The following is a 24,980-nucleotide window of genomic DNA, read 5'->3' as shown; positions in this document are numbered from 1 at the left end:
CTTTAGGGGCTTTTATCAAATAATTATCTTTTAATCTTGCTGTACTGCTGGTATTGGAAATAAACGGTCATAAACAATGTTATAAACATATGCATAAATAAGATAAAAAAGCACCATACCAATATCAAGAACAAAAGCCTCCCAAAGAGTCACTTTCAGCACCCATGACAAAATAGGAATAGTAACAACAAGTAGACCAGCTTCAAATCCAAGGCTGTGAACAATACGGATAGCAGTTGTTTTGACTGCTGTTTTATAGCGACGGTACAACATACGATCAAACCATATATTATATATATAGTTCCAACCCGTTGCTAAAATTGAAAAAGCAATCCCTACTACGCCGACATGACCTCCATCAAACCCTAATTGACTTAATACTCCAACCAATAAAATTAGGCCAATAACTTCAAAACAAACCGCATGGCGAATACGATCCAACCGCGTTCTCATCAAAATTTCCTCAGTACATTTATTTTTTATAATTGATAGCTTTTATGCATATTACTATAAATGTTTTTTTGCTCTTAACAAGCTAGAATCCATCCGAAAAACAGATAGACTGACTATTTGTCTAACAATTCAGATGCTTTATAACGTCGTTGAGTCGTCGTTGTTTTTGATGTAAACATATTAGAATGTATCGATTGTTGTAACGCTTTTTTATCTGACTGAAGTTGCATTATCTGTTGCCGCAATTGTTCTATAACTAATTGATAATCGTTATTTTTTTTGTTCCATCTGATAATTTTTGAAATAAATACTCCATATTACCCGCACTATTTTCAGTCAAATTTTTCGATGTGGTTAATGCTTGTTGGCGCTGCTCTGCTTCAATAGCAAGTTGTTTAACAAACGAGCCCATCTCATCAGCTGATCCAACCAGACGATTAAATATTAATAAAAAAGAACAGATTTCTGTATTAGTCGAAAAATTTGGATAACGAATTTTATGATCTATTTCTGTCCATGCTTCTTCAAAAATAGTCCGTACTTGCACTTCAGTAGAAATACGCCGTTGTTGTAACTCGCTACCAAAGACATAATGCAACGAACGGTAACCCGCAGGATGAATTTTCACTTGAATATCTTGTGACAATTCAGCAAAAACTTCATCATCACCACTTCTTACATAATAAATAGGTGGTTCTTCATACTGCCATTGATTGATTAAATAATCATGAATAGTTAAACCATCATCTTTATACAAATGTAATGCTCGAACACCAATCAGATCAGTAACAATTTCATCATAATTATATTGATTAATACCAAGATATTTAGCGTTAAAAGTAGGACTATGCGGCTGGGTTTTTCTAACAATTTTTTCCATTAAATGTTGTGGATTTTTCACGCGCCAACGAACAGAATGAACGTGGGAACACTGCTGAATAGTACGTGCATAAGACTCTGCTGTAAGGTTTAATGCTTCCGTTCGCTGCTCGTGACATAATCCTATAGCTTTTAAGGTCAGCCACGTTATGGGACTGTCTTGCCACTGCTGCTGACCAATTCGATTGTTGTGTAGAAACTCATCTTCTGTCAAAAGAGCAATACTCATTACTAACTCACTTATTGATAAATAACATTTACTTATAATCGCTAACGGTGAATTAAATAATACACCGCATGTTATTTTAATAACGAGTTAAATTATGCCTTTTACGTATTAACTTCAAGCCTATACAAAATTTAAAATGATAACTAAATTACCACTAAGACATTATTGAATAACTTATTTTAATCACTTGCTGATAATATTCATCAATCGACGCTGCTAACCTAAAATGAGAAAAAGCATATAACGATACATGGCTATATATCTCATACTCACCACGCTGGCCAAAATCGATATAAAGGTAATCATTAGTCGCATCATGACCTATTTTCTTTATCAAATCAGAACTGACAATACACCAATTAATCATGCTTACTTTCCGTCTTATCATTGAAAAAACCATGATGCCAAAAACGCTATAACATATATAGCATTTTTTCACTTGCACCATTTTTGCACTCAAAAACAGCACTTAGATAACGCTTCATCGAGTTATGCTAGTCACTTTAATGTCACTCACGTAAACTGAGATAATTATTTCGTGCTCAATCGTTTAGGAATTTAGTCACATATGAAACGTATTCCAACTAATATCATTACAGGCTTTTTAGGCGCGGGGAAAACAACCTCAATTCTCTCTTTACTTGCACGCAAACCAGAACACGAAAAATGGGCTATTTTAATTAATGAGTTCGGCAATGTTGGTGTTGATGGCGCTATTTTAGAACAACAAGGCGCTATCATTAAAGAAGTTCCGGGCGGCTGCATGTGCTGTGTTGCTGGACTGCCAATGTCTGTAGGTATTAATGCTCTACTGGCACAAAAACCTGATCGTTTATTACTTGAACCTACAGGCTTAGGCCACCCTAAAGAAGTTATCCACAAATTAACCTCTGAAAGCTACCGTAATTATGTTGATCTTCGCGCAACAATAACCGTTGTAGATCCACGCCACTTTGCTGATAGCGTTTATACCGATAACGCCAATTTTCAAGATCAACTTGCACTCGCTGATGTCGTGGTTGCTAATAAAATTGACCAATGTGATGATTTTGATTTATACACCTTTCAAACAGCCATGGAAAAAGCCGAACCTAAAAAAGCCTTAATTGCAGAAGTTGAACATGGTCGTCTTGAACTTGAATGGCTTGATATTGAACGCACAGATCGTCAAGCACAGCATAGCCACCATCATCACAGTCACGATCAAGCTGAGCCATTACCAGAATTAGAATTAGCACCAGGTCAGCAATTTATTCGAAAAGAAAACCACGGTCAGGGATATCACAGTTGTGGATGGTTCTTTGCTGCCGATCAATTATTTGAATTTTCAAAATTATTTAGCTTATTTTCTAATCTTAATGCTAACCGTATTAAAGCGGTAGTTAATACTGAAAATGGTTGCTTTGCATTTAACGTTGTCAATCAAGTGGTATCTGTGAATGAGCTGTCATTAGAAGGCTTTGAATCACGCATTGAAGTGATTGATAGTGAAATTCTACCGTGGGATGAACTTGAAAATATTCTGTGTTCGATTGTAGAAAATACTCTCGCTAAATAATTTTATTTATTCGTCATTATCGAACCATTGCTCATACCGATTGCAGTAATAGTGAGAATTTTTATCTCTTTACTGCTAGGTTATAAAATAGAGCTCATAAAAAGAAGGGAGCACAGATGCTAAACCCTAATACTGCTAAAACAGTGATTGATCACGCCCTATTCCTTGGTGCTGACTTCGCTGAATTATTTGTTGAACATCACCAATCCAGTTCTGTCCAACTTATTTCAGCTGAAATAGATAAAGTTAACTCAGGCATTGATTTTGGGATTGGTATCCGCCTATTTTTTGGGCATAAAGTACTTTACGGTTACACCAACAGTACTGATGAAGAAGAATTAAAACGCGTAACGTCCCTGCTCGCGGCGAAAGATAAACGCGACCAGATTTTAACGGCGGGAGCGCTTAACTTAAATCGTTATGACAATAAACATAGCTGTCAATTACCGCTAAGCCAAGATGCCAACATGGCGGCTAAAATTGCTTTTTTACGCCTAGCAGATCAAGCCGCTCGAGCTGAGAATGAAAAAATAGCCCAATTTATCGGCAGTGTTGCTCAACGTGAACAACAAATCGAAATCTTTAATTCCGATGGTCTTCATATCGACGACACCCGCCATTACACCCGCATATCGGCAAATGCCGTTGCCCAAAATGGCAGCGAACAATCTACTGGCTATGAAGCACCTGGTGCATTTACAGGCTGGGAGTTTAATACTCACATTGATGCACAAAAACTTGGCCATGATGTCGCTAAACAAGCAATGGTTAAACTGTTTGCAGAAGCTTGCCCTTCAGGTGAAATGCCCGTCATTATAGGTAATGGGTTTGGTGGCGTAATCTTCCACGAAGCTTGTGGCCACTTACTTGAAACAACCTCTGTCGCTAAAAAAGCATCCGTATTTCATGATAAAATGGGTGAAATAATTGCTAACTCTGTCGTCAGTGCTGTTGATGACGGCACCATGACCAACCAATGGGGCTCAATTAACATTGATGACGAAGGCATGGAAACGCAGCGTACGCAATTAATTAAAGACGGTAAGCTAACTAGCTTTATGGTTGATCGTATGGGTGGCTTAAAAACAGGTTTTGCGCGCACAGGATCAGGCCGCCGAGAATCTTATAAGTTTGCACCAACCTCACGCATGCGTAATACCTTTATTGAACCAGGCACTAGTACGCTTGACGATATGCTTGCTGGTGTTGAACGCGGTATTTACGCTAAAAAAATGGGTGGTGGTTCAGTACAACCCGGCACTGGTGAGTTTAACTTTGCGGTTCAAGAAGCATATTTGGTTGAAAATGGCAAAATTACTAAACCACTAAAGTCTGCAACCTTAATCAGCACCGGACCTAAAGTATTAAAAGAAATTAGTATGATCGGTAATGATTTTGCCCTTGCTGCTGGCATGTGTGGTTCAGTTAGTGGTTCAGTACCGACAACGGTGGGTCAAGCTGCATTGAAAGTAGATAATATTCTTGTAGGAGGTGGCAACTAATGGCAGATCAAAACGCACTACAGCAAGCGATTGATTACGTACTTGATCGTGTTAAGGCACAAGACGCTGCTGCCGATGTCATTGCTAACCGCAGCAACAATTTTTCATTAAAGGCTAACCAAGGCGAACTTGATGAATATAAAGTCACTTCAGGTCAAGTGATTGGTGTACGCGTGGTTAAAGATCAACGCACAGCCACCAGTTATTCTGAATCACTTGATCTCGCGAGCCTGGATTTAATGGTGGATAATGCACTGACTAATGCGCAATATTCCCAACAAGATCCCCACCAAAAAATAAGCTGTATAGATAGTCGACTTGCAACAACTGAGCCTGAAATTTATCAAACTGAAACGGCAACTGTGGATGAAAAGATTGCACTCGCATTATCGTTAGAACAAGGCGTGGTAAGCAAACCCAACGCAACCAGCGCGCCTTACAATGGCTTTGCCGAATCAGATAGTCATATCATTCTTGCTAATACTCAAGGCACATTGTGTAACCACAGTGAACGTTCAACCTATTGCTATGCTTACACCCTTTATGAAAAAGACGGTAAACAAGCCATGCACGGCGGCATGTCATCTGGACGTGTATTTAATCAATTAGATCCTAATTATTGTATTAATCACGGTTATGAGATGGCGCAAGCACTATTAGACGGCGCTCCTATTGCCAGTAAGCATTATTCTGTGATTTTCACCCTTAGTGCTTTAAGTAGTTTATTTTCTGCGTTTGGAATGTGCATGTCAGGACAAGCAGCGATGAAGGGGATCAACCCTTGGCGTGATGCGCTTGATACGCTTGTTGCGAACCCGCTGCTCACCATTACTGATACTGCATATATTAATGGTGGTTTCTCTATTAAAGCGTTTGATAGTGAAGGTTTTGCAACCCATGACACATTATTAGTCGGTGATGGCAAACTGCGTAGCTTATTACATAATAGTCACACAGCAAGCTATTTTGGTATTAATAACACCGCTAACGGTTCACGTTCCGCTAAAGGTGGCTTAGGTGTGAGTTCTCGTCATACTGTTATTAATACTGGTACAAGTTCTGAAGCTGAAATCACTGCTGGTGAGTATCTAGAGTTAGTCGAATTGCAAGGTGTTCATTCAGGTGCAGATGCGGTAAGTGGCGACTTCTCATTTGGTGCTAGCGGATTTCTTTGTCGCGATGGCAAGCGTCAGCAAGCCGTTCGTGGTATTACTGTTGCTGGTAATTTCTATCAAATGCTCAAAGAAATTGATGCTATCAGTAACCAATTAGAAAATGATTATAATCGCAGCTTCTATGCACCTAAAATCCGTTTTACACGGTTAAATATTGCTGGGAAATAATTCTTTTTGAGAATAAAACCTTACTGATGACGATATTGATATAAATCAAATTCAGTGAGGTTTTTTTGCGAATGTTAACACTTTTCTATATACCCTCACCCTATTTATCTACACAACACACAATCATCATGATTAGATTTAAGATCTATTGCAAAATGCGATACCATGAGTAAAACACCTAATAAGAATAAGACCATGAATCTTACTGCCATTGCGACACTACAAATTGATAATAAAATGTTTGCCAATCCGCGTCGAATCGCATTATTAAAAGCGATCGATGCTACAGGCTCAATTAGCCAAGGTGCAAAATTAGCAGATATTAGCTACAAAGCAGCATTTGATGCCATTAAAGATATGAATAGCTGCCACCAACAACCATTGGTTAATAGTGAGAAAGGTGGCAAAGGCGGTGGTGGTGCAACCCTAACACGTTTTGGTCAACGTTTAATCCAAATGTATGATCTGTTAGATAAAATTCAAGACATGGGTTTACAAGCACTTAATGATGATAATGCCCCTCTTGATAGCCTATTAGGCATAATGAGTCGATTCTCGTTACAAACCAGTGCGCGTAATCAACTCTTTGGTCATATAACAACAATCGAAACCCATGACCTACATGATATTGTTACGATTGCAATCACAGAGCATCATCATATTCAGGCGACAATCACTCATGGCAGTACAATGCGATTACATCTCAAACCAAATAAAGATGTAGTGACATTAATTAAAGGTCCAGCCATTACGGTTTGTAGCGAAGAAAATCTCATTCACGGCAAGCGAGATCGATTTGATAACCAATTACTTGGCACACTGACCGCGATGAAGCAAGATCGTAAATCGACTGAGATCACTATCAGCTTAACCGATGATATTAGTATTTGTGCTTTTGTAGATAATCAAGATGTTATGGATGAAACATTACGCTTAGGAATGCCTATTTACGCTTTATTCCACTCCACTCAGGTTATTGTGGCAAGTATGTATTAAATAGCAGGAATGTGTTCAATAATAGTATTACGCTCAAAGGAATGAGCTTATATCGTCGGGGATTGGTTCTGGATTCTGTGAATCAACACTGCATTCCGTTGAGAACGCATTATAATTAAATCCCTTATTTATACAGGCAGTAAAATTAATATAATCCTCGTATTGCTGAATAATAATCAACCCACAAGAAATAAATACAAATATTAATGTTATTATATTTAGCCAAATTTGCTGTTTTAATGAACGCAAAAAAGTGCGACCGATAACGGCACACAAGCAATACTAATAAACCATAGTGCCGATGATGACAATATCATTAAATAACCACTACCCCCAAGAACACTGATAGCAGTTTAAGGCTTTTTATGCAAAATATCCTGTTATAATGCAGAAATATACCTATTTGACAAAAAAATCACACAAATAGCGATACTTTTACAAATAACTGGTGTTTATATGAGCATGTTTATGATCTACAAATCATGGAGTCTATAGATATTAAATACATATAGACTCCATGATTTTGACATGACGTTGAACCATAAGTTGAGAATTAAATAACAAGCCCACCATCTACCTTTATTACTTGCCCTGTAATAAAGCTCGATTGAGCACTAGCTAAAAACAATGCGCAATTCGCAATATCTTGTGCTTTACCCATCCGCTGTAACGGCGTTTTTGATGTCATATGATTAATTACCTTTTCAGGTAAATCGACCGTCATAGGGGTTTCTATAAACCCAGGGGCGATACAGTTTGCACGAACTTGTGCACCTTTACGTGCAAATTCTTTCGCCCATGACTTGGTCATTGCGATCACACCTGCTTTCGTCGCGGCATAGTTAGTCTGACCTATATTACCATCAGTACCAACAACAGATGACATGGTAATAATAGAGCCACTCCCTGTTTGCATCATTGTGGGGGCAATGGCTTGGGTCATGTTAAACACCCCTTTCAGATTTACATCCATGACTAAGTCCCAATCCGACTCTGTCATTTTATCAATCAAATTATCACGCGTAATACCGGCATTATTCACTAGCACGTCAATTTGCCCATATTGCGCTGTGATTTTTCTGACAGCTTCAGTAACGCCATCTCTGTCACAAACATTAAGCTCTAGAGTTGTAACATTAGGAAACTGTTGTTCTAAATCAGCCATCATGCCCATGTTCATGTCACAAGCAATAACACGGGTTGCATTTTGGCGGGCAAATGTTTCAACGATACAACGACCAATCCCTTGAGCCCCACCTGTTACAAGACATACTTTATCTGTTAGCATATTTTTTCCTCATTATATTTATTACCGTCCTACAAATAAGCTAAAAATCAACACTTACTATCAGTCTAGATAACTCTAGCCAGAACATTAAGCTCAATATCACAAGACACAATTGCAGAAATAAGACACTTACAGTTAAATTCAAGCGGTAACAAATGCAACCATGCTTATATTAAGTATACTTTGATCATAGAAGTAATATCGATAAATCGATAACGCAGGGAAAGCGATGTTAGATAAAATTATTTTTTTTCTTCATGTAGTACGCTGCCAATCAGTCACAGAAGCAGCCAAGCAATATGGTATATCTGCCTCAGCAGGAAGCCGTTGGATCACTGAACTGGAAGAAATGATGGGCATAAGCCTTGTTAAGCGCACCACGCGAAAAATTTCAGTCACCCAAGCAGGGCAGCATTTATTTCAACGATTTACACAAATTAATAATCAAATTACTGATGTTCTCAATGAAATTCAAAATATCAGTCAAGAAGATATCGGCACGATTAAGGTCGCATGTACACCACTGTTTGCTAAATACTATCTCAGCGAAATCATTGGTGAATATGTTAGTGATAATCCTAATATTAATTTCGTGGTTATTGAAACTGCTTTTGAAGTTGATAATGTCCATGAAGTCGATTTTGCAATCCGTGCCAATGCGACATACCGTGGTTTTCAAGATAAAGACAGTTTATTAGTAAAACGTACGTTACTACGAGAACCGCTTAAAGCATGTTGCTCACCTGCTTATATTGCGCGTTATGGTCAACCCGTTGTGCCTAATGATTTGAAAAAACATTTATGCTTATTTGCGACAACATTAGTGGGTGGGAATAGGTGGATATTTGAACAAAATGGCGAATATAATTCAGTTCAAATTTCGCGAACTGTTGAGGTTGATGACAGTGAAATTTTAAAAAATATTGCCTTAGCTGGCGGTGGAATTGCTTATCTACCCTACAGTTTAATTCAGAATGATTTACAAAATAACAAATTAATCTCAGTATTAAATGACTATATTAGTAGTGAGTTTGAATTAAGTTTGTATTACAAACCAAGAAAATACATGCCTGCACGCTGTGCAAACTTTAAAGATCATTTACTTAAACGGGTTACTGATATAAACCTGAGTCGTAATGTCACTTAATTTACTAAACATCATATACAAAAAAGCCAGACTTTCGTCCGGCTTTTTTATTACACTAGCGCAAATTACGCGTCAGTACGAGGCTTACGGTCGCCTGCAGGACGTGCTGCACCATCACGGTTGCCACGGTAGCCACCACGGCTATCGTTGCCACGGTTGCGATCGAAACGACGCTCGCCACCACGCTCACCGCTACGGTTGCCGTCACGGCTACCACGGTGACCACTACGCTCACCGCCACGGTTGCCGTCACGATTACCTGTACGTGGACGGTGCTCACGTAATACTTCACCTTCAACAACAACTGCTTTCACGTCATTCTGACGAATACGTAGTTTCTTCAGTTGCTCTGATACTTCTGCAGTCATCTTCTTAGGAAGTTGAACAAAAGTATGAGAAGGAGCAAGTTTGATTGCACCAATGAACTCTTTGCTTAAGCCAAGTTCGTTTGCGATTGCGCCAACGATATCTTTAACTTGAACACCTTGCTCACGACCAACTTGTAATTGGTAAGTATCCCAATCAGCGTTGTTGAAGCTACGACGCTCACCACGCTCAGGACGGTCACCACGACGATCACCGCGCTCAGGACGGTCGCCACGACGATCATCACCACGACGCTCACGACGTTGTGATTCACGCTCGATAGCAGCGATCATTGGATCTGGACCTTTATAGAATAAAGGACGGTTACCTTGCTGACGCTGAAGAAGCATTGCCGCTAGTGTTGCTGCATCAACATCGATTGACTCTTGTAGTTTTTCAACAAGTTCAACAAATGCATCTACGTTAGTTTGTTCTTTTTGTGCTGCTAGTTCTTCACCTAAACGGTTTAAACGAGATGCAGCAACTAGATCACGTAGAGGAAGTTGGATTTCTTCCATACGAGACTTAGTAACACGCTCGATAGTACGTAGCATGCGGATTTGGTTAGTACGAACCAATAGGATCGCTTTACCGTCACGTCCAGCACGGCCAGTACGACCAATACGGTGAATGTATGATTCAACATCAAATGGGATATCGTAGTTGAATACGTGTGTAATACGTGGAACATCAAGACCACGTGCCACAACGTCAGTTGCAACTAGAATATCAATCACGCCACGTTTAATATGATCAACAGTACGCTCACGAAGCGACTGAGGAATATCACCGTGAAGTGCCGCAGCTTTAAAGCCACGAGAAGATAACCAATCAGCTAGACGCTCAGTATCTTGACGAGTACGAACGAATACGATTGATGCATCTGTGTTTTCAGTTTCAAGAAGACGACTCATTGCTTCGTCTTTCTCTACGCCCTTAACAACCCAAAATTGTTGAGACACTTGAGAAACAGTGCGGTTTTCACCTGCAACGTCAATACGTGCTGGATCACGTAGGAAACGATCAACGATTTCTTTAACGATTGGAGGCATAGTTGCAGAGAAAAGTACACGTTGTGCAGTTTCTGGTGCTTGTTCCATGATCCAAGTAACGTCGTCAACGAAACCCATTTTTAGCATTTCATCAGCTTCATCAAGAACGAAAGTATGTACTTCGTCTAGGTGAAGTTGCTTACGTGAAATAAGGTCTTTAACACGACCAGGTGTACCTACAACAATGTGTGAACCATTTTTTAGTGCACGCATTTGGTCAACGATTGAAGCACCGCCGTAAATCTCAAGAACCTTAAGGCCTTTGATGTTTTGACCAAGAACTTTAATTTCTGCAGCAACCTGAATTGCAAGCTCACGTGTTGGAGCCATAACAATAGCTTGTGGCTTATGCTGAGAAAGATTTACTTTATTTAGTACAGGCAGCGAGAACGCTGCAGTTTTACCAGTACCAGTCTGTGCTTTACCAAGCGCATCTCTACCTGTTAGAAGTAGAGGAATAGAGGCTGCCTGAATAGGTGTTGGTGAAACAAAACCCATAGAGTCTAGTGCAGATAATAGTGTGTCGGCCAAATCTAGTTGGCGAAATTCTGTAACAGTTTCTTGCATTGGGATCCCAATATATGAACGACTTAAAAACGGGGCCCCTTTGCTACAGAGGGTTCTGCAACAGCAACCACTAGCACGGGCCTCGACTAATAGGGGGCGTATTGTGGGCTAATACTTGATAAAAAGCTAGAAAAAATTGAACAACGTCACAAAATAACTCACAAACATCTATTTATTGAACAAATAGTACACCTGATAAACATCCGATGATTTTTTATCGATTATCAATTAACTATGTTGTTGAAAATACGAACAATACCATAATTCAAATCTTGCCATCTTTGATTGAACATACTTTTGTTATTAGATTAGAGTTATCTTTTATTAGTCTTTTTATATTGATCGCTACCCTTGATCTTTTTATAGAGGCAGGTTTTAAATTTTTTATTCTCTATTTTAATCATAGCAACATAGAATATTTTTATCCCTTGTTTATAAAGACTTTTATGTGGCTTTTCAGACTCTTCCGCACACAACAACGTGGATAACTTAAACTAAAAGCATAAAATATACTAAGTTAATGCTATTTTTTGTTTCTAACTTATATTTACGACATAAATTAAAAATTTTGTCATATATTGTCTTTGAATATTTCATTTAAGATAAAAAACGCTTTAAATCACACTTAAGCTATTGATTATATAACTTATGATTATGCCGAATGAAAATTTAGACAGGCAAATCTTGGTTTTAGATAACCAAAAACGTATAGTGTCTATGTCGATAATCTGAGACCAGACATAATGTTTCAAGATAACCCGCTGTTAGCACAGCTAAAAAAGCAAATCCAAGAAACACTTCCTAAAAAGGAAGGTTACATCAAAGCGACCGATCGTGGCTTTGGCTTTCTAGAAACTGATAACAAAGAAAGCATCTTCATTCCGCCTATCTATATGAAAAACGTTATGCACGGTGATCGTGTTATCGCCGTGCTTCGTACTGAAAAAGAGCGCGAAGTTGCTGAGCCACAAGAGCTTGTTGAGCAAGCTATTACACGCTTTATTGGCCGTGTAAAACTGATTCGTAATCGCCTGCATGTCATCCCTGATCACCCCCAGTTAAAAGAAGCGATTAGAGCACGTGCAGCAAAAGGCATTAATCCCGAAACACTTAAAGAAGGTGATTGGGTTGTTGCTGAACTGACTCGCCACCCTCTTGCTGGTAGTAATCAACCATTCTTCTGTGATGTTACTCAAAAAATCACTGACAGTAATGACAAGATTGCACCTTGGTGGGTGACACTTGCTCGCCACCAGCTACCGAATGCAGAGCCTGCACCACAAGATAGCTGGACCATGCTTGATGAAGGTATTGAACGCCAAGACTTAACTGATTTACCTTTCATTACTATTGATGGTGAATCAACCAAAGACATGGATGATGCCTTATACACTGTCGCTAAAGATGACGGCAGTTTTGAAATCACCATTGCGATTGCTGATCCTACTTCTTATATTGCTGTTGGCGATAAGATGGATGATGAAGCACGTGAGCGTGGATTTACCATTTACCTTCCTGGCCGCAATATTCCAATGCTGCCACGTGAACTAAGTGATGAATTATGTTCGCTTATCGAAAATGAAAAACGTCCTGTTTTATGCTGCCGTGTTTCAATTGATAACACGGGTGTCATTCAAGACGATATCTCTTTCTTTGGCGCGTGGATCAAGTCTCAAGGCCGTTTATCTTATAACAATGTGTCTGATTTCCTTGAAAACGGCCATTGTGATGACTGGACACCAAACCCAATTATAGAACAACAAATCGTTGCTCTTCAGGGTTTTGCAACACTGCGTTCTGATTGGCGCATGGCAAATGCTGTGGTATTCCCAGATCGTCCTGATTACCGTTTTGAGTTAAGTGAAGATAACGACGTTGTTGCTATTCACACCGACTTACGCCGTATCGCTAACCGCATGATCGAAGAAGCAATGATCACAGCTAACATTTGTGCGGGTCGTGCTTTACAAGAGAAATTTGCAACGGGTGTATTTAACGTTCATAGCGGCTTCAACCAAGAAAAACTTGATGCAGCAATGGAGTTCATTACTAACGCAGAAGCACCGTTTACTAAAGAAGAAGTTGTTACTTTAGAAGGCTTCAGTGCATTACGTCGTTGGTTAAATACGCTTGATAGCACTTATCTTGATAACCGTTTACGTAAATTCCAAGCATACAGTGAAGTAGCTAATACACCTGCGCCTCACTATGCAATGGGTCTAGATGTTTACGCGACATGGACATCACCGATTCGTAAATACGGTGATATGATCAACCATCGCTTACTTAAAGCGTTGATCACAGGCAATGAGCCAACACAAAAGCCTGATGACAATGTAGGTGATGAAATTGCTAATCACCGTCGTCATCACCGTATGGCTGAACGTGATGTGTCTGATTGGTTATACGTGCGTTTATTTAAAGATGCCGTGAAGAAAGAAACGGTCTTTAAAGCTGAAGTCTTTGATATTAACCGTGCTGGTATGCGTGTACGCTTACTTGAAAACGGTGCAGCAGCCTTTATTCCAGGCTCGCTGATTGTTGATAACAAAGAACGTATTGTGTGCAGTGGTGAACTTGGCATTATCAATATTGATGGTGTTAAAGAGTACCAACTAGGTGATACTTTTGATGTGAAGTTAGCCGAAGTTCGCGCTGCAACACGTCAATTAGTGGCTAAACCTGTACAGCAATATCCTGCGCCAGAAGTTACTCCTGCGCCAGAACAAGCAACAGACGCACCACAAAAAGCATAACGATATAAATCGGCTTTACCGCAATAAAAGGCCAGTGATCACTGGCCTTTTTTACAGCTTTCACACTATTATTCCAATATAAATAATTCACAGAAGTCAGCCCTCAATGTCAAATCATACTCCAGCAAACAATAACAAAAAGAACAACACGCCAGAACAAATCCAGCTTATCGAGCAACAAGTAAAACAGTGGCTTGAAGACGTCGTCATCGGCCTTAATTTATGTCCATTTGCTGCAAAACCTAACCGTAACAAACAAATAAAAATTTTTGTTAGTGAAGATAATAATGAAAATGATCTGCTTGAAACTATTTATATGCAGTTCAAAGAGCTTGATGAAACACCGGCAGAAACACTAGAAACTATTTTAGTCGTCGCCCCTTTCTTATTTGAAGAATTTGACGATTACAATCAATTTCTCGATCTTGTTGAAGGCTTAGTGGTACAACTAGGCAAAAGTGGTACCTACCAAATTGCGAGTTTTCACCCTGATTACTGTTTCTATGGCGCAGAGCCTGATGATGCAGAAAACCTGACCAACCGTTCACCCTACCCTGTATTTCACCTTATCCGTGAAGAAAGCATGGCTAAAGTGATCAAGCATTATCCAAATCCGGAAGCTATTCCTGATCGTAATATTGAATGTGTTGAAAATTTAACTTCAGAACAAATGCGTCAGTTATTTCCTTATTTAATCAAATAAATCTTCACTTACTTTCGGTTATAAATCGTGAACTAATCACACTAAAATGACGGCAATATCGAATCATTGCCGTTATTTATTTGTTATATTAATGAGCCGCTAGATTTTTCGTTTAGGTCTCATCATTTAATGTTATTACTGTCACGGTTATACTCACCCAATACTCGCTTTATACTGCCTTTTTTCATTACCACACTAATGATCATCAGTTATCCTTTATTAATACCAATGATGACTGCTCATTCAGCATTATGGATCAATCTTCCTTTTGTATTATTGGGTATTGTAATAATCCTTAATTACAGGCTTCCTCAAGCTGAAAGTGGGCTTATTGCCATCATTATGTTGATTGCCTACAGCATAATTATTAACTGGCTCCAAGTGTCATTAGCAAACACAGATACCAAGTTGATATTTTGCCTTTTAGCGACATTATTACCGCTTAATATGCTGTTGCTGCGTTTTATTCGATACTCACAGCGGTATGTACTTGCTTCAGTAACGCTAGTGTCATTACTGATGCTCCAGTGTGCCATTGGCGCAGCGGTTAGTTACTTTTATCAAGCAGACTTCTCAAACTGGCAACAAATTCACCTGTTTACCTACCACAATATTTCATCATTACCGCTGATATTAGTTGTGTTTAATCTCGCAATAAGTTGTTGTACTGGCGCGTTAGCCATCAAATATCATCAGCGTATTGACCGCCATATCTTTATTTGTACGTTGTTATCAACCACTACCTTTATCTTTTTTCATTACCCTTTTATTTCCAGTAGTGCGTTTACACTGTGTGCGTTGTTGCTATTAATTGACATCGGCTATTGTCGTTATCAGCAAAGCTTTTATGACCCATCGACTCAACTTGCTGATCATCGCGCACTGGAACAGGCCTTAACTCGCCTGCACTCCCCTTATACCATTGCCGTTATCGACCTTGATAATCCCGATAAGATTATCGAGAAACATACTCCCCAAGCTATCATTGATATTCAGCGTTCAGTGGCAAACTTACTCACACAACAGCCACAATTATTACCGCACTGCTATTTTGCATCTCAGCAAATTATTGTCATTTTTGAACATATAGATTGTGATGTTGCACTGGTGATATTAACCCAATTACAACAAGATATTGCGGCTGCAAAACATATTATTGAGCCGATTGCCGTTGAATCTGAGCATAATGAAACCGCTGCAAAACCCCAAAAAGGACGTAAAAAGACCCTCAAGATAAGTGTCAGCATAGGTATTAGTCATAGTCATGATGAACACCTGCCAATGACGGTTTTACAGCGCGCAACTGATGCTTTAATGACAGGAAAACAAACAAAAAAGAAGAAAAATCAGATCTATACTGCGGTAAACAATGACTAACAAACATCTACCCTATGATGTAACAGGCAAATAAAAGCCCGAGAATTATCGGGCTAACTAAAAGTTTACAATCATTGTTGTAATTTTAGTAAAGAGCAAGGCACAACCATAAGTCGTATTAGCGCTCTCAGCGGCCATACCTACGCTAACGACTAGATAAGAAACATTTTTATAACATTATCCACCAAAAAATAACCTTTTTATTTAATGCTCGAGCGAATATCTGAACATAACAGCTTTAAATTGAAATAATCACACCTCAATCGCGAGCTTACTGTTCAACTGCTTATTTGGAATTTTGGTATAAAATAATAAGAGCTAACTAATTATTGATGAGCCATCACACGGGAGGATAAAAATGAACAACCAAGATAGAATTGAAGATATGGAACAAAAAATATCCATTGCCTATCAAGAAGGTCATTTTGAGCAGGCTAGAGCCCTTGAAAAAACACTCAAGCGTATTCGTGGACATCATAATTTATACGATGAAAATGACCCCTATTCCCTAGAGGGAAGAATTTTTAACGATGATGAATAGCATATCAATGGATAAGTAAAATCACCATTTTGCTTATCCGTTGTATAAACTTATCATATTATAACTACTGCTGAATTTCGGTATTATTTGCTTGTTCATTTATAATAGCACCTGAATACAAATCCATTTCTAATTCAACATGCTCGCCTGCTTTATTACGGGCTTTAACAGCAATCTCATTATGTTTGCGCTCGACTTTAATCATTCGAAAATCATAATAGCCACTAGATTCAAGCTGCTTCATTGCAGTAGGTACACTTATCATTTCAACCACAGATGTATCAATTGGATCAGCATTACTGACATAGCTTTGTAGAAGACAACACATACTGCTACTAATGAATAAGACTTTTATACTTCGAATCACCTTTACCCCTTAATAGCATTATCGCTATGGTTTGATTGAATAATAACGTATTCGCAAACTATGATGCCAATAAAAATCCATGCTAACAGTGGCCTATAATAACTTAACAGCCCATGATAATTATTAGCAATTACATCCTATAGCTTGCCATTATCAAACATCGTCATTTTAAAGGATAACATTATGTCAATATTATACCGTATCGAAACTGATAGTATGGGTGAAATAGAAGTTCCTAAAGACGCGCTGTACCAAGCTCAAACCCAACGCGCAATCAATAATTTTCCCATCAGTGGCTTAACCATGCCAAGTGCCTTTATTCAAGCATTGGCTTATATCAAGCAAGCGGCTGCGCGTACCAATCTCGATCTCCAACTGATTGATGACAAAATTGCACATGCTATTATTGACAGCTGTCAGCTGATTATTGATGGTCACCATCATGACCAATTCCCCATTGATGTTTTCCAAACTGGTTCTGGCACAAGCTCTAATATGAATGCCAACGAGGTTATTGCCACTTTAGCCTCACAACATTTAGGCATTAAGGTAAGTCCTAATGACGATGTTAACTGCGCTCAAAGTAGTAACGATACCATTCCAACAGCAATTCAAGTCAGTGCTGCATTAACTTGCCACCAGCAACTCTTACCAGCATTACTTCATTTAGAGCAAGCACTCGAGAATAAAAGTCAGCAAGTTAATCATTGTGTGAAAACAGGCCGTACCCACTTAATGGATGCAATGCCGATAACCTTAGGACAAGAACTAAGTGGCTGGCAAAGCCAAATTGAACATGCGCGACGTGGCATTGAGCTAGCATTAGACAATGTATCAGCATTAGCGCAAGGAGGAACCGCAGTTGGTACGGGTATTAACACTCATCCACACTTTGCTGCGATTTTCGCAAAAAATATTGCTATCGCAACCGCCGTGCCGTTTAGCACTAGCAGCAATTTCTTTTACAGCATGAGTAGCCAAGATGCTGTTGTGGCTTTATCTGGCCAATTAAAAACTCTTGCTGTTGCTATTATGAAAATATCGAATGACTTACGCTGGATGAATTCAGGTCCGTTAGCGGGTTTAGGTGAAATTGCATTAGAGCCATTACAACCAGGCTCATCTATTATGCCCGGAAAAGTTAACCCTGTGATTCCAGAAGCGGCAGCTATGGTCGCAGCGCAAGTTATCGGCAATGATGCAACCATTACCGTGGCAGGTCAATCAGGTAACTTTCAACTCAATGTCATGCTACCTGTTATTAGCTATAATTTACTGCAAAGCATTAGCTTATTAGCCACAACGGCAACGCAATTAGCAGACAAAGCGATTACTACATTTATAGTGCGAGATGATCACCTCAAGCACGCTCTTAGTAAAAATCCAATTCTTATTACCGCATTAAACCCTGTTATTGGTTATTTAAAAGCAGCCGAGATTGCGAAGAAAGCCTATAAAGAACAACGACCAATTATTGATGTTGCTGAACAAGAAACGGATTTAACCCGCACTGAGCTAGAGTTATTATTAGATCCTAAAAAACTCACTCAAGGCGGAATAGCGCAATAATGCATTATGTCACCACAAAATAGAAAACATCGTTCAGTTTTTGAACATTAATCCAGTGAATGTTAGTATTAAGCAATAAATCACTGCCATTACTTGTCCAAAAATAAAACTGGATGTAACGTATAATATAAATAAACGCCAGTTCTGTACTCCGTACTGGATATCACTTACAAGCAAAGAGCATTATTAATGAAAAAATTTGTTTTAGCAGCAGCTATCGCATCAACACTATTTTTAGCAGGTTGCAGTGATAAAGTTGACGAATCCACGCTTACCAATGTTGTTCAAACAAGCCAATATGAGCAACCTAATCTAGGTATTACTGCACAAACAACACCTTTCGCAGTAAAAAACCTTAAGATCACGAAAGTATTACTTGATACTAAAACAGACTACAAGGCAGAAGTAAGTTACGACTTGGTTGCCAATAAGAGCTTAGATGAATTTAAAAGCTCAATGAAAGAAGTGACAGCTAAATCACAAGCACCAGCCTCAGATACCACAGCTGATGCAAAGAAAGATGATATGTCTTCAGCGTTACATACTCTAAAAAACAACCTTGCTGCTGAAGTAATGGTCGTTGCATTTGGCGCTAAATACGGTGATTTTAAAGCAGGTCAAATTGTTGATACTGTTCATGAAACGGTATCATTGAAAAAAGTAAATGATCAATGGGTTAAAGATTAATTTTATTAACCCTATTAGGAAACGCATTTGTTAGTTAAGTCTAAATGATAAGTTGAACTAACTTTTAAAGGTATATAAATCCGAGCCTACCTTATCTATATGCTCGGATTTATTTTTACGTAACAAAAATTAATTATCCCCTCCTGCCTCCAAATATAAATTAAATCAGTACCTAAGTTCATTTTCCCTACACTATTACCCAATATCTACCTGTTGTAGCAGCCACAACCGTTAGAAAAAAGAGCCTAGCTACCTAAGTGATAGTTCTTACTCCTTCTAGAAAAAAAAATTACACTCAAGCATTATTGAAATTAAATAATAAATGTATATTAATTACTGATTGTTACCATAAGTTTTTTTGCTTTAGGTGTCGTGATTTCTGATATATAAAATAAAAAACAATATCTTAACAATAAAAACCACAAGGATTGACATATGTTACAAAGGAATGTATTAGCAGCTGCCATTGGATTAGCGATATCCCCTTTCTTAGTTGTCTCAGACGCTTATTCAGCTCAACCAGATCAAACTAAAACGCTTTACTCTGAACAAAATTATTTTAATCAACAATATCAATCGATGTACTCGCAAGTTAACCAACGATTGGAAGAAGTAAGAACTCAGGCTGAAGATGAAAACAATATTATCATCCAAGACGGAAAACGTTACATCGAACTAAATGGCGTTCAATTTGAGTTGCATGATAAAAACAATCCAATCATACCTTTACGGTCGTATGATGATATATCAGCCATAGAAGCACTATTCCCATTTTTCAATAATGATTGGGAATTAAGTTGGTCTGAGGGCGGTGCTGTATTTGTTAACAAATACTTTGGAAATTATAACTATGGTAACGGCTGTTTAATCGAATATTTCCCAAGAAAAAGCGTGCAAAATGGTGAACTAGTTGATGTGGTTATTGATACATCCAGTTGTTCTGTGAATTCATTTGATAGTACTATCCGCTATTTTGGTAATCCAATAACATTTACTCCAGACCAACTCGATCAAGAAAGTTTCCGTGCAACTGCCATTGAGCGCTATAAAGATCGCCTTTATGTTACTCGTTCCGTTCCAAATGAATATAACTATATCGATGTCTACGATATTAACACCAACCAAAAAGTTGCTCGATTAGATGCTATTACGACTTCAGATGGGCAAACACATAACTTTCGTCAATTAAATGAACTTTATATCGAAGATAACCATCTGTTTATTGTTTCGTGGGAAGCTAACCGTGTAGATGTGCTGGATCTCGATAACAACCATCAGCATGTTATGCAAATAGGTATTGACACTTCTACTGGCAGTGGATTGTACCGCCCTCAATCTGTCGTGGGCAACAGTGACTATCTTTTTGTTTCCGATGCTAAAGAAAATATCGCCGTGATACAGCGCTCGGAAGTAACACCAGAGAACTCTAACCATATGAACCGTTTTGCTTCGCTTGCTTTTGGAGCTGGGCAATACAGTCATCGCTTAGTACAAATGCATATTTTAGGTGATTATTTACTCGTCAATACCACTAATAACAATTACGTTATTTACGATATTCGTAAGATTGAGCAAGGTGAAATATTACAACCTGAAAAAACGGTTACCACAGCACCAAATAAAATTGACCGTTTTGGTGACTATTTAATTGTTAATATTAATAATCGTTTAGAGTGGCACCATATTCCAACTTTTGTTGAAAATAACTTTGAATTTATTGCTCCTGAAGGAAAAGTACTTCAAATCAATAATAGTCAAGTTACTAATTTTCAAGATATTCACTCTGATAACAATGAACTTGTCACTGTTAGCTCGGATAAAATAACGATCAACAAAATCATCGATGGTGCTATTTTATTTAACGCTAACGAAAGAATTGATAGTACTCCGATCATTTATGATCAAATTATGCCAAGTGCTATCCAAAAAATTTATACCAACAACGAATCTTTTGACTTAATCACTAACCCAAGCCTTCGATCCGTAAGGATTAATGAGCTAGTTCATACAACTTTCGTTGATAATAATACTGTTCAAATTACCAATTATAACGCCAAGAAAGTCAACAATATTGATATTGAAGCACGTATTAACGGTGTAAATAAATGGTTTGTCCTTGGTAATATTGACCAAATTCCCCCTTTCACAAGGATCACCTTACCCGTAACTGCTTTTGGTGAAGTCGGTCGTTATAACAGTAAAAATGCTGATGGTGTTTTCGACATCACTCATATCATGATGGGCGAAGATAAATTTAATAAACTCCTTAAGACCTCATTCAGTTCTAAAACCGATGAGTTTGTACAAAAACTTCAAAAGATTAAACCACGTTGGAGTATTCAAACCTTAAATATTCTGGGAGGAGAAGGAAGTAATTGGCTGAAAATGAGCCCATTGCATGCCCGTGAAGCTCTGATAATGCTCACTAACTTTGCCTATATGGCCTCTTCAGAAGAGTTTAAGTTATTCTGGTTTAATTTTAGTGAGATGTTCAGTAATGGCGAAGAAATGTTTGGTAATGCTGGGCGTGTAGATGGACCTGGCGGATATTTTAAACCTGAAGACTATGAATACTATTACAACGGTATGATGAATCGTGATTATTTAAGAATCGGTGCCGTAAAGAATGTCTTTGGATATGGTAATGTTGGCTTTACAGGTGTTAGTGAAACTTTTTACTACACACATTATTATGGATACTACGGTGTGTTAGCCCATGAATTTGGTCATGGTTTTGATGGTAAGCAACTTTATGTAGATGGAAGTGCTTTTGCTTCCGGCAACTTTGGTTTTCAGCCACTGATGACAGATATTGGTATGTTTTTAATTCGTAAAGGAGATATGCCGTACCTTTCGAGCGATGAAGATCTTAATGGTTTTTACAAAGATGAAAATGCCCAATACCGCCACTTTGCAGCAACAAGTAAAAGGGAACACCGAAGTGACAATGAAAGTAATCTCATTGACCAGTGGTATATGAGTACTTCAACTATGCCACAAGGTTGGTTTGCTCATAGCGAAAGTTTCCAATATCAACAGTTAAATAATCATGAGAAAACCGCAATTGCTAAACTGAAAAAAGACGGATCTCAGATCCCTGTCTGCCGCTTCACACAGACCATCGAAGGCAATCTTAAAACTTTGTATGGATTTGTTGATGAGATTGAAACTAATACTTATCGTTGTTCATTTGGTACAGAAATGAGTTACCTATTAAGTGATGGAACGGCTATCTATCCGAACTCTGAGCTCAACGAGTTTGACTGGCTCTCATTGCATCACCCATCTAAAGATGGCGAAGTAGTGCTTACAGGGGATGGACTAACACTGTGCAGCATCGATAAAAATGATTTTTATGGTGTTGGCTTTAAAGATAGTAATAATTATTGTACACAATCACCTGAAGTATATTGGTCAAATGGTAATCGCTGGCGTTTCTTTACTGGTTTTAATTCCTACAGTTATAAAAAATAAATACCTGTAAATAAGTTTTTAATATAAAAACCCGAGGAATAAAAACCTCGGGGTTTATTAAATAATAACTAATTCCACAACTTAACTAATATAATATGTCTATTAATTACAAAGGAAATTGTAATGGATAATAAACGCAGAAAATTTTTAACTGCTGCGACAGGCTCTATACTGATTGCTCCATCTTTATTACCGACTTCAGCATTAGGTTACGAGAATATAAACAATAGTGTGTTATTATCTGAATTCGATGACGTTCAATCACTCCTTAATAATAATATAAGAGTTTTAATTTTAAATCCTGAAGTCGTATATCAATGGAGTAATATTTCATTGCCTAGTGGTACTAGCATAATAGGCAATGGAGCAACAATAAAAACAACATCACTAACTTTTCCTATCATTAAAATTGATGAGCACAGCACAAATATTATAATCAAAGATGTTCGCTTTGATGGTGATGTTAGTACACCTATTAATATGCCAGTTCAAGCAACACATATTGGTATTGAAGTGTATAAAGCATCGAATATAACGATTGAAGGTTGTGATTTTAAAAACTTTCTTGGAACAGGAATTTCTACATTTAATTATACTGGCCAAAAAATGTCTAGTGCGATCCAGGTTAGAGGGTGTCGTTTTATAGCATGCCAATATGGTTTTACAGCATGGTACAACTGCGAATATGGTATACTTGAGGGCTGCCATTTTACAGAGTGTCGAGCTGCGATTTTTATATGTAGTGGAAATTGGCTTGTGACTGGAAATATCGTTGTAAAATGTCGAGCATCGTATATCGCAACAAATTTAGCAAATGAGATAGCCTTCTCTACAGGTGGCAATTTTAGTCATGGAAATGTTTCGAATAATACATTCAACCATAGCAACGATTCACCATGGGCTGCAACCCCATTACAAGCAGGTACTACATTCGAGAATATTGCAGGGATCTACTTTAAAAATGTTCTACCTGTTACATTTACTGGAAATGCTCTCTGGTACACTGATATTAACATCTCAAATATCGAGGATGATTTTTACTTTACTGGTTGTACGTTATCAAATAATACAATAAAAGTAGCGGGAACATCTAAAGTATATCTATCAGGATGCTGGATTAGAGCCTCTGTAAACTATAATAATAACGACGTTATTGTTCACTAGAAAAATATAAATAGTATTACTTTATGATTCATTGTAATTAATAAGTAAAATCCGAGAGACTGTTATTCTCTCGGATTTTATTTCAATAAAAAGCACTTAAATACACATACCATCTGACAAATAAAATCACTTTAATATAGATTTTAAATAGTTATCAATATCTTATACATGTCTTATTAGCAGTATGTTTCTACTCTTGATTACTTATCAATTGGAAATAATTTACCCTCAAAAACAGTACCATAGATAGGAATGTTTTTTAAGTTGTTCAATTCCACTTTATAAGGGTCTTGCTCTAAGATCGTAAGGTTCGCTATCTTACCTGTCTTAATACTACCCAAGTTCTGCTCTTGTCCCCAAGAATAAGCCGCTTCAATAGTAATACCACGTAATGCTGCATCACGCGACAAAGCTAAATCTGGACGAACAACATTACCTGAATTTGTTATTCGCGTAGCAGCACTCCATGCAAGTAATAACGGATCAGACGGTGCCATCGGGGCATCAGAGTGAAGAGAAACCGGTATTTGCTCTTTTTCAATCGTTGCTAAACGTACCATCGCATGAGCACGATCTTTACCTAAACCAACTTCACCAAATTTTTCACTAAAACCTGTAACGTAATAAGGATTTACGCTAATAATTACGCCTAAAGATTTTAGCTTCTTCACTTGAGCATCGGTTGAGTTAGCAAAATGAATAATGGTAAAACGGTGATCCTTTCGAGGGTATTCGGCCTGACGCTTTTCTAGGATCTCAATTAACTTTTCAACGCCTAGACCACCGTTTACATTCACTAATACTTGATAGTCATTCTCCCAAAAGATCTTGGTGATAGCCTCAACATCAGCAGGCGTTTGAATCCATTCATCTTGATAACCATCTTTCATTTGCATGAGCTGTGAAATAATAGCGCCATCAAATAACAATTTAACCTGTTTATCAAAAAATCGTACCTTACC

20 protein-coding genes are annotated in these 24,980 nt (G+C 38.1%); 13 read left to right on the top strand and 7 right to left on the bottom strand.

All coding sequences use genetic code 11. The annotated features are described in order from the left end of the window. Window positions 1–30 precede the first annotated feature (30 nt). From BTN98_RS13645 to BTN98_RS13635, 3 genes are all read right to left on the bottom strand, one after another. Window positions 31–453, bottom strand: coding sequence for a PACE efflux transporter (locus BTN98_RS13645; protein WP_061000017.1), 423 nt, complete (start codon window positions 451–453; stop codon window positions 31–33). Between the two features lie 256 nt (window positions 454–709). Continuing rightward, complete coding sequence (locus BTN98_RS13640) at window positions 710–1,561, bottom strand: RelA/SpoT domain-containing protein (RefSeq protein WP_231730723.1); 852 nt, start codon at window positions 1,559–1,561, stop codon at window positions 710–712. 154 nt (window positions 1,562–1,715) lie between these two features. Continuing rightward, window positions 1,716–1,928, bottom strand: coding sequence for a KTSC domain-containing protein (locus BTN98_RS13635; RefSeq protein ID WP_061000016.1), 213 nt, complete (start codon window positions 1,926–1,928; stop codon window positions 1,716–1,718). Between the two features lie 201 nt (window positions 1,929–2,129). Here BTN98_RS13635 and BTN98_RS13630 point away from each other — a divergent pair, with 201 nt between their 5' ends. The 4 genes from BTN98_RS13630 to BTN98_RS13615 all read left to right on the top strand — a co-directional run bounded on the left by BTN98_RS13630 (window position 2,130) and on the right by BTN98_RS13615 (window position 6,960). After that, window positions 2,130–3,119, top strand: coding sequence for a CobW family GTP-binding protein (locus BTN98_RS13630; protein ID WP_061000014.1), 990 nt, complete (start codon window positions 2,130–2,132; stop codon window positions 3,117–3,119). A gap of 116 nt (window positions 3,120–3,235) precedes the next feature. After that, a complete protein-coding gene (locus tag BTN98_RS13625; RefSeq protein ID WP_061000012.1) occupies window positions 3,236–4,621 on the top strand; it encodes a TldD/PmbA family protein in 1,386 nt (461 codons plus the stop codon). Then, on the top strand, window positions 4,621–5,964 hold the full coding sequence (locus BTN98_RS13620; protein WP_061000011.1) for a TldD/PmbA family protein: 1,344 nt from the start codon (window positions 4,621–4,623) through the stop codon (window positions 5,962–5,964). The genes BTN98_RS13625 and BTN98_RS13620 overlap by 1 nt, the downstream gene beginning before the upstream one ends. A gap of 165 nt (window positions 5,965–6,129) precedes the next feature. After that, window positions 6,130–6,960, top strand: a complete 831-nt coding sequence (locus BTN98_RS13615; protein ID WP_231730722.1) for a TOBE domain-containing protein — start codon at window positions 6,130–6,132, stop codon at window positions 6,958–6,960. Between the two features lie 553 nt (window positions 6,961–7,513). Here BTN98_RS13615 and BTN98_RS13610 read toward each other — a convergent pair. Next, window positions 7,514–8,248, bottom strand: coding sequence for a beta-ketoacyl-ACP reductase (locus tag BTN98_RS13610; RefSeq protein ID WP_061000010.1), 735 nt, complete (start codon window positions 8,246–8,248; stop codon window positions 7,514–7,516). Window positions 8,249–8,477: 229 nt separating this feature from the next. On the opposite strand from BTN98_RS13610, the gene BTN98_RS13605 reads away from it, so the two are divergent. Further along, the gene (locus BTN98_RS13605) at window positions 8,478–9,395 is read left to right on the top strand and encodes a LysR family transcriptional regulator (RefSeq protein WP_061000008.1); all 918 of its coding nucleotides are present in this window, start codon (window positions 8,478–8,480) and stop codon (window positions 9,393–9,395) included. A gap of 65 nt (window positions 9,396–9,460) precedes the next feature. Here the strand turns inward: BTN98_RS13605 and BTN98_RS13600 are convergent, their stop codons facing one another. Next, the gene (locus BTN98_RS13600) at window positions 9,461–11,380 is read right to left on the bottom strand and encodes a DEAD/DEAH box helicase (protein ID WP_061000006.1); all 1,920 of its coding nucleotides are present in this window, start codon (window positions 11,378–11,380) and stop codon (window positions 9,461–9,463) included. Window positions 11,381–12,123: 743 nt separating this feature from the next. Between BTN98_RS13600 and BTN98_RS13595 the strand changes: the two genes are divergently transcribed. The 4 genes from BTN98_RS13595 (at window position 12,124) to BTN98_RS13580 (ending at window position 16,757) form a co-directional block, all read left to right on the top strand. Next, a complete protein-coding gene (locus BTN98_RS13595; protein ID WP_061000003.1) occupies window positions 12,124–14,136 on the top strand; it encodes an exoribonuclease II in 2,013 nt (670 codons plus the stop codon). A 106-nt stretch (window positions 14,137–14,242) separates the two neighbouring features. After that, window positions 14,243–14,839 (top strand): DUF1415 domain-containing protein, encoded by a 597-nt coding sequence (locus BTN98_RS13590; protein ID WP_082732204.1) that lies wholly within the window; start codon window positions 14,243–14,245, stop codon window positions 14,837–14,839. Between the two features lie 228 nt (window positions 14,840–15,067). After that, a complete protein-coding gene (locus BTN98_RS13585) occupies window positions 15,068–16,216 on the top strand; it encodes a GGDEF domain-containing protein (RefSeq protein ID WP_146107023.1) in 1,149 nt (382 codons plus the stop codon). Window positions 16,217–16,574: 358 nt separating this feature from the next. Then, a complete protein-coding gene (locus tag BTN98_RS13580; protein ID WP_061000000.1) occupies window positions 16,575–16,757 on the top strand; it encodes a hypothetical protein in 183 nt (60 codons plus the stop codon). Between the two features lie 64 nt (window positions 16,758–16,821). Here BTN98_RS13580 and BTN98_RS13575 read toward each other — a convergent pair whose 3' ends face one another. Next, window positions 16,822–17,124, bottom strand: a complete 303-nt coding sequence (locus tag BTN98_RS13575) for a PepSY domain-containing protein (RefSeq protein WP_231730721.1) — start codon at window positions 17,122–17,124, stop codon at window positions 16,822–16,824. 183 nt (window positions 17,125–17,307) lie between these two features. Here BTN98_RS13575 and BTN98_RS13570 point away from each other — a divergent pair, with 183 nt between their 5' ends. The 4 genes from BTN98_RS13570 to BTN98_RS13555 all read left to right on the top strand — a co-directional run bounded on the left by BTN98_RS13570 (window position 17,308) and on the right by BTN98_RS13555 (window position 24,018). Then, window positions 17,308–18,693, top strand: coding sequence for a class II fumarate hydratase (locus BTN98_RS13570; protein WP_060999997.1), 1,386 nt, complete (start codon window positions 17,308–17,310; stop codon window positions 18,691–18,693). Window positions 18,694–18,882: 189 nt separating this feature from the next. Then, window positions 18,883–19,380, top strand: coding sequence for a hypothetical protein (locus tag BTN98_RS13565; RefSeq protein WP_060999996.1), 498 nt, complete (start codon window positions 18,883–18,885; stop codon window positions 19,378–19,380). Between the two features lie 435 nt (window positions 19,381–19,815). Then, window positions 19,816–22,854 (top strand): YncE family protein, encoded by a 3,039-nt coding sequence (locus BTN98_RS13560; RefSeq protein WP_060999994.1) that lies wholly within the window; start codon window positions 19,816–19,818, stop codon window positions 22,852–22,854. Between the two features lie 123 nt (window positions 22,855–22,977). After that, the gene (locus BTN98_RS13555; RefSeq protein WP_060999992.1) at window positions 22,978–24,018 is read left to right on the top strand and encodes a right-handed parallel beta-helix repeat-containing protein; all 1,041 of its coding nucleotides are present in this window, start codon (window positions 22,978–22,980) and stop codon (window positions 24,016–24,018) included. Window positions 24,019–24,218: 200 nt separating this feature from the next. On the opposite strand, the gene BTN98_RS13550 is transcribed toward BTN98_RS13555, so the two are convergent. After that, window positions 24,219–24,980, bottom strand: a 762-nt coding sequence (locus BTN98_RS13550) for an amidohydrolase family protein (RefSeq protein ID WP_146107035.1), incomplete at its 5' end; no start/stop codon positions are given.

The organism is Photobacterium aquimaris, from assembly GCF_002954455.1.
In the GTDB taxonomy this organism is placed as follows: Bacteria; Pseudomonadota; Gammaproteobacteria; order Enterobacterales; family Vibrionaceae; genus Photobacterium; species Photobacterium aquimaris.
This window is presented reverse-complemented; position numbering and strand designations above follow the sequence as displayed.

Excerpts from the sequence above, each read along its gene's own strand:
- BTN98_RS13645 (WP_061000017.1), bottom strand. The coding sequence starts at position 453 with ATGAGAACGCGGTTGGATCGTATTCGCCATGCGGTTTGTTTTGAAGTT.
- BTN98_RS13640 (WP_231730723.1), bottom strand. The coding sequence starts at position 1,561 with ATGAGTATTGCTCTTTTGACAGAAGATGAGTTTCTACACAACAATCGA.
- BTN98_RS13635 (WP_061000016.1), bottom strand. The coding sequence starts at position 1,928 with ATGATTAATTGGTGTATTGTCAGTTCTGATTTGATAAAGAAAATAGGT.
- BTN98_RS13630 (WP_061000014.1), top strand. The coding sequence starts at position 2,130 with ATGAAACGTATTCCAACTAATATCATTACAGGCTTTTTAGGCGCGGGG.
- BTN98_RS13625 (WP_061000012.1), top strand. The coding sequence starts at position 3,236 with ATGCTAAACCCTAATACTGCTAAAACAGTGATTGATCACGCCCTATTC.
- BTN98_RS13620 (WP_061000011.1), top strand. The coding sequence starts at position 4,621 with ATGGCAGATCAAAACGCACTACAGCAAGCGATTGATTACGTACTTGAT.
- BTN98_RS13615 (WP_231730722.1), top strand. The coding sequence starts at position 6,130 with ATGAGTAAAACACCTAATAAGAATAAGACCATGAATCTTACTGCCATT.
- BTN98_RS13610 (WP_061000010.1), bottom strand. The coding sequence starts at position 8,248 with ATGCTAACAGATAAAGTATGTCTTGTAACAGGTGGGGCTCAAGGGATT.
- BTN98_RS13605 (WP_061000008.1), top strand. The coding sequence starts at position 8,478 with ATGTTAGATAAAATTATTTTTTTTCTTCATGTAGTACGCTGCCAATCA.
- BTN98_RS13600 (WP_061000006.1), bottom strand. The coding sequence starts at position 11,380 with ATGCAAGAAACTGTTACAGAATTTCGCCAACTAGATTTGGCCGACACA.
- BTN98_RS13595 (WP_061000003.1), top strand. The coding sequence starts at position 12,124 with ATGTTTCAAGATAACCCGCTGTTAGCACAGCTAAAAAAGCAAATCCAA.
- BTN98_RS13590 (WP_082732204.1), top strand. The coding sequence starts at position 14,243 with ATGTCAAATCATACTCCAGCAAACAATAACAAAAAGAACAACACGCCA.
- BTN98_RS13585 (WP_146107023.1), top strand. The coding sequence starts at position 15,068 with ATGATGACTGCTCATTCAGCATTATGGATCAATCTTCCTTTTGTATTA.
- BTN98_RS13580 (WP_061000000.1), top strand. The coding sequence starts at position 16,575 with ATGAACAACCAAGATAGAATTGAAGATATGGAACAAAAAATATCCATT.
- BTN98_RS13570 (WP_060999997.1), top strand. The coding sequence starts at position 17,308 with ATGTCAATATTATACCGTATCGAAACTGATAGTATGGGTGAAATAGAA.
- BTN98_RS13565 (WP_060999996.1), top strand. The coding sequence starts at position 18,883 with ATGAAAAAATTTGTTTTAGCAGCAGCTATCGCATCAACACTATTTTTA.
- BTN98_RS13560 (WP_060999994.1), top strand. The coding sequence starts at position 19,816 with ATGTTACAAAGGAATGTATTAGCAGCTGCCATTGGATTAGCGATATCC.
- BTN98_RS13555 (WP_060999992.1), top strand. The coding sequence starts at position 22,978 with ATGGATAATAAACGCAGAAAATTTTTAACTGCTGCGACAGGCTCTATA.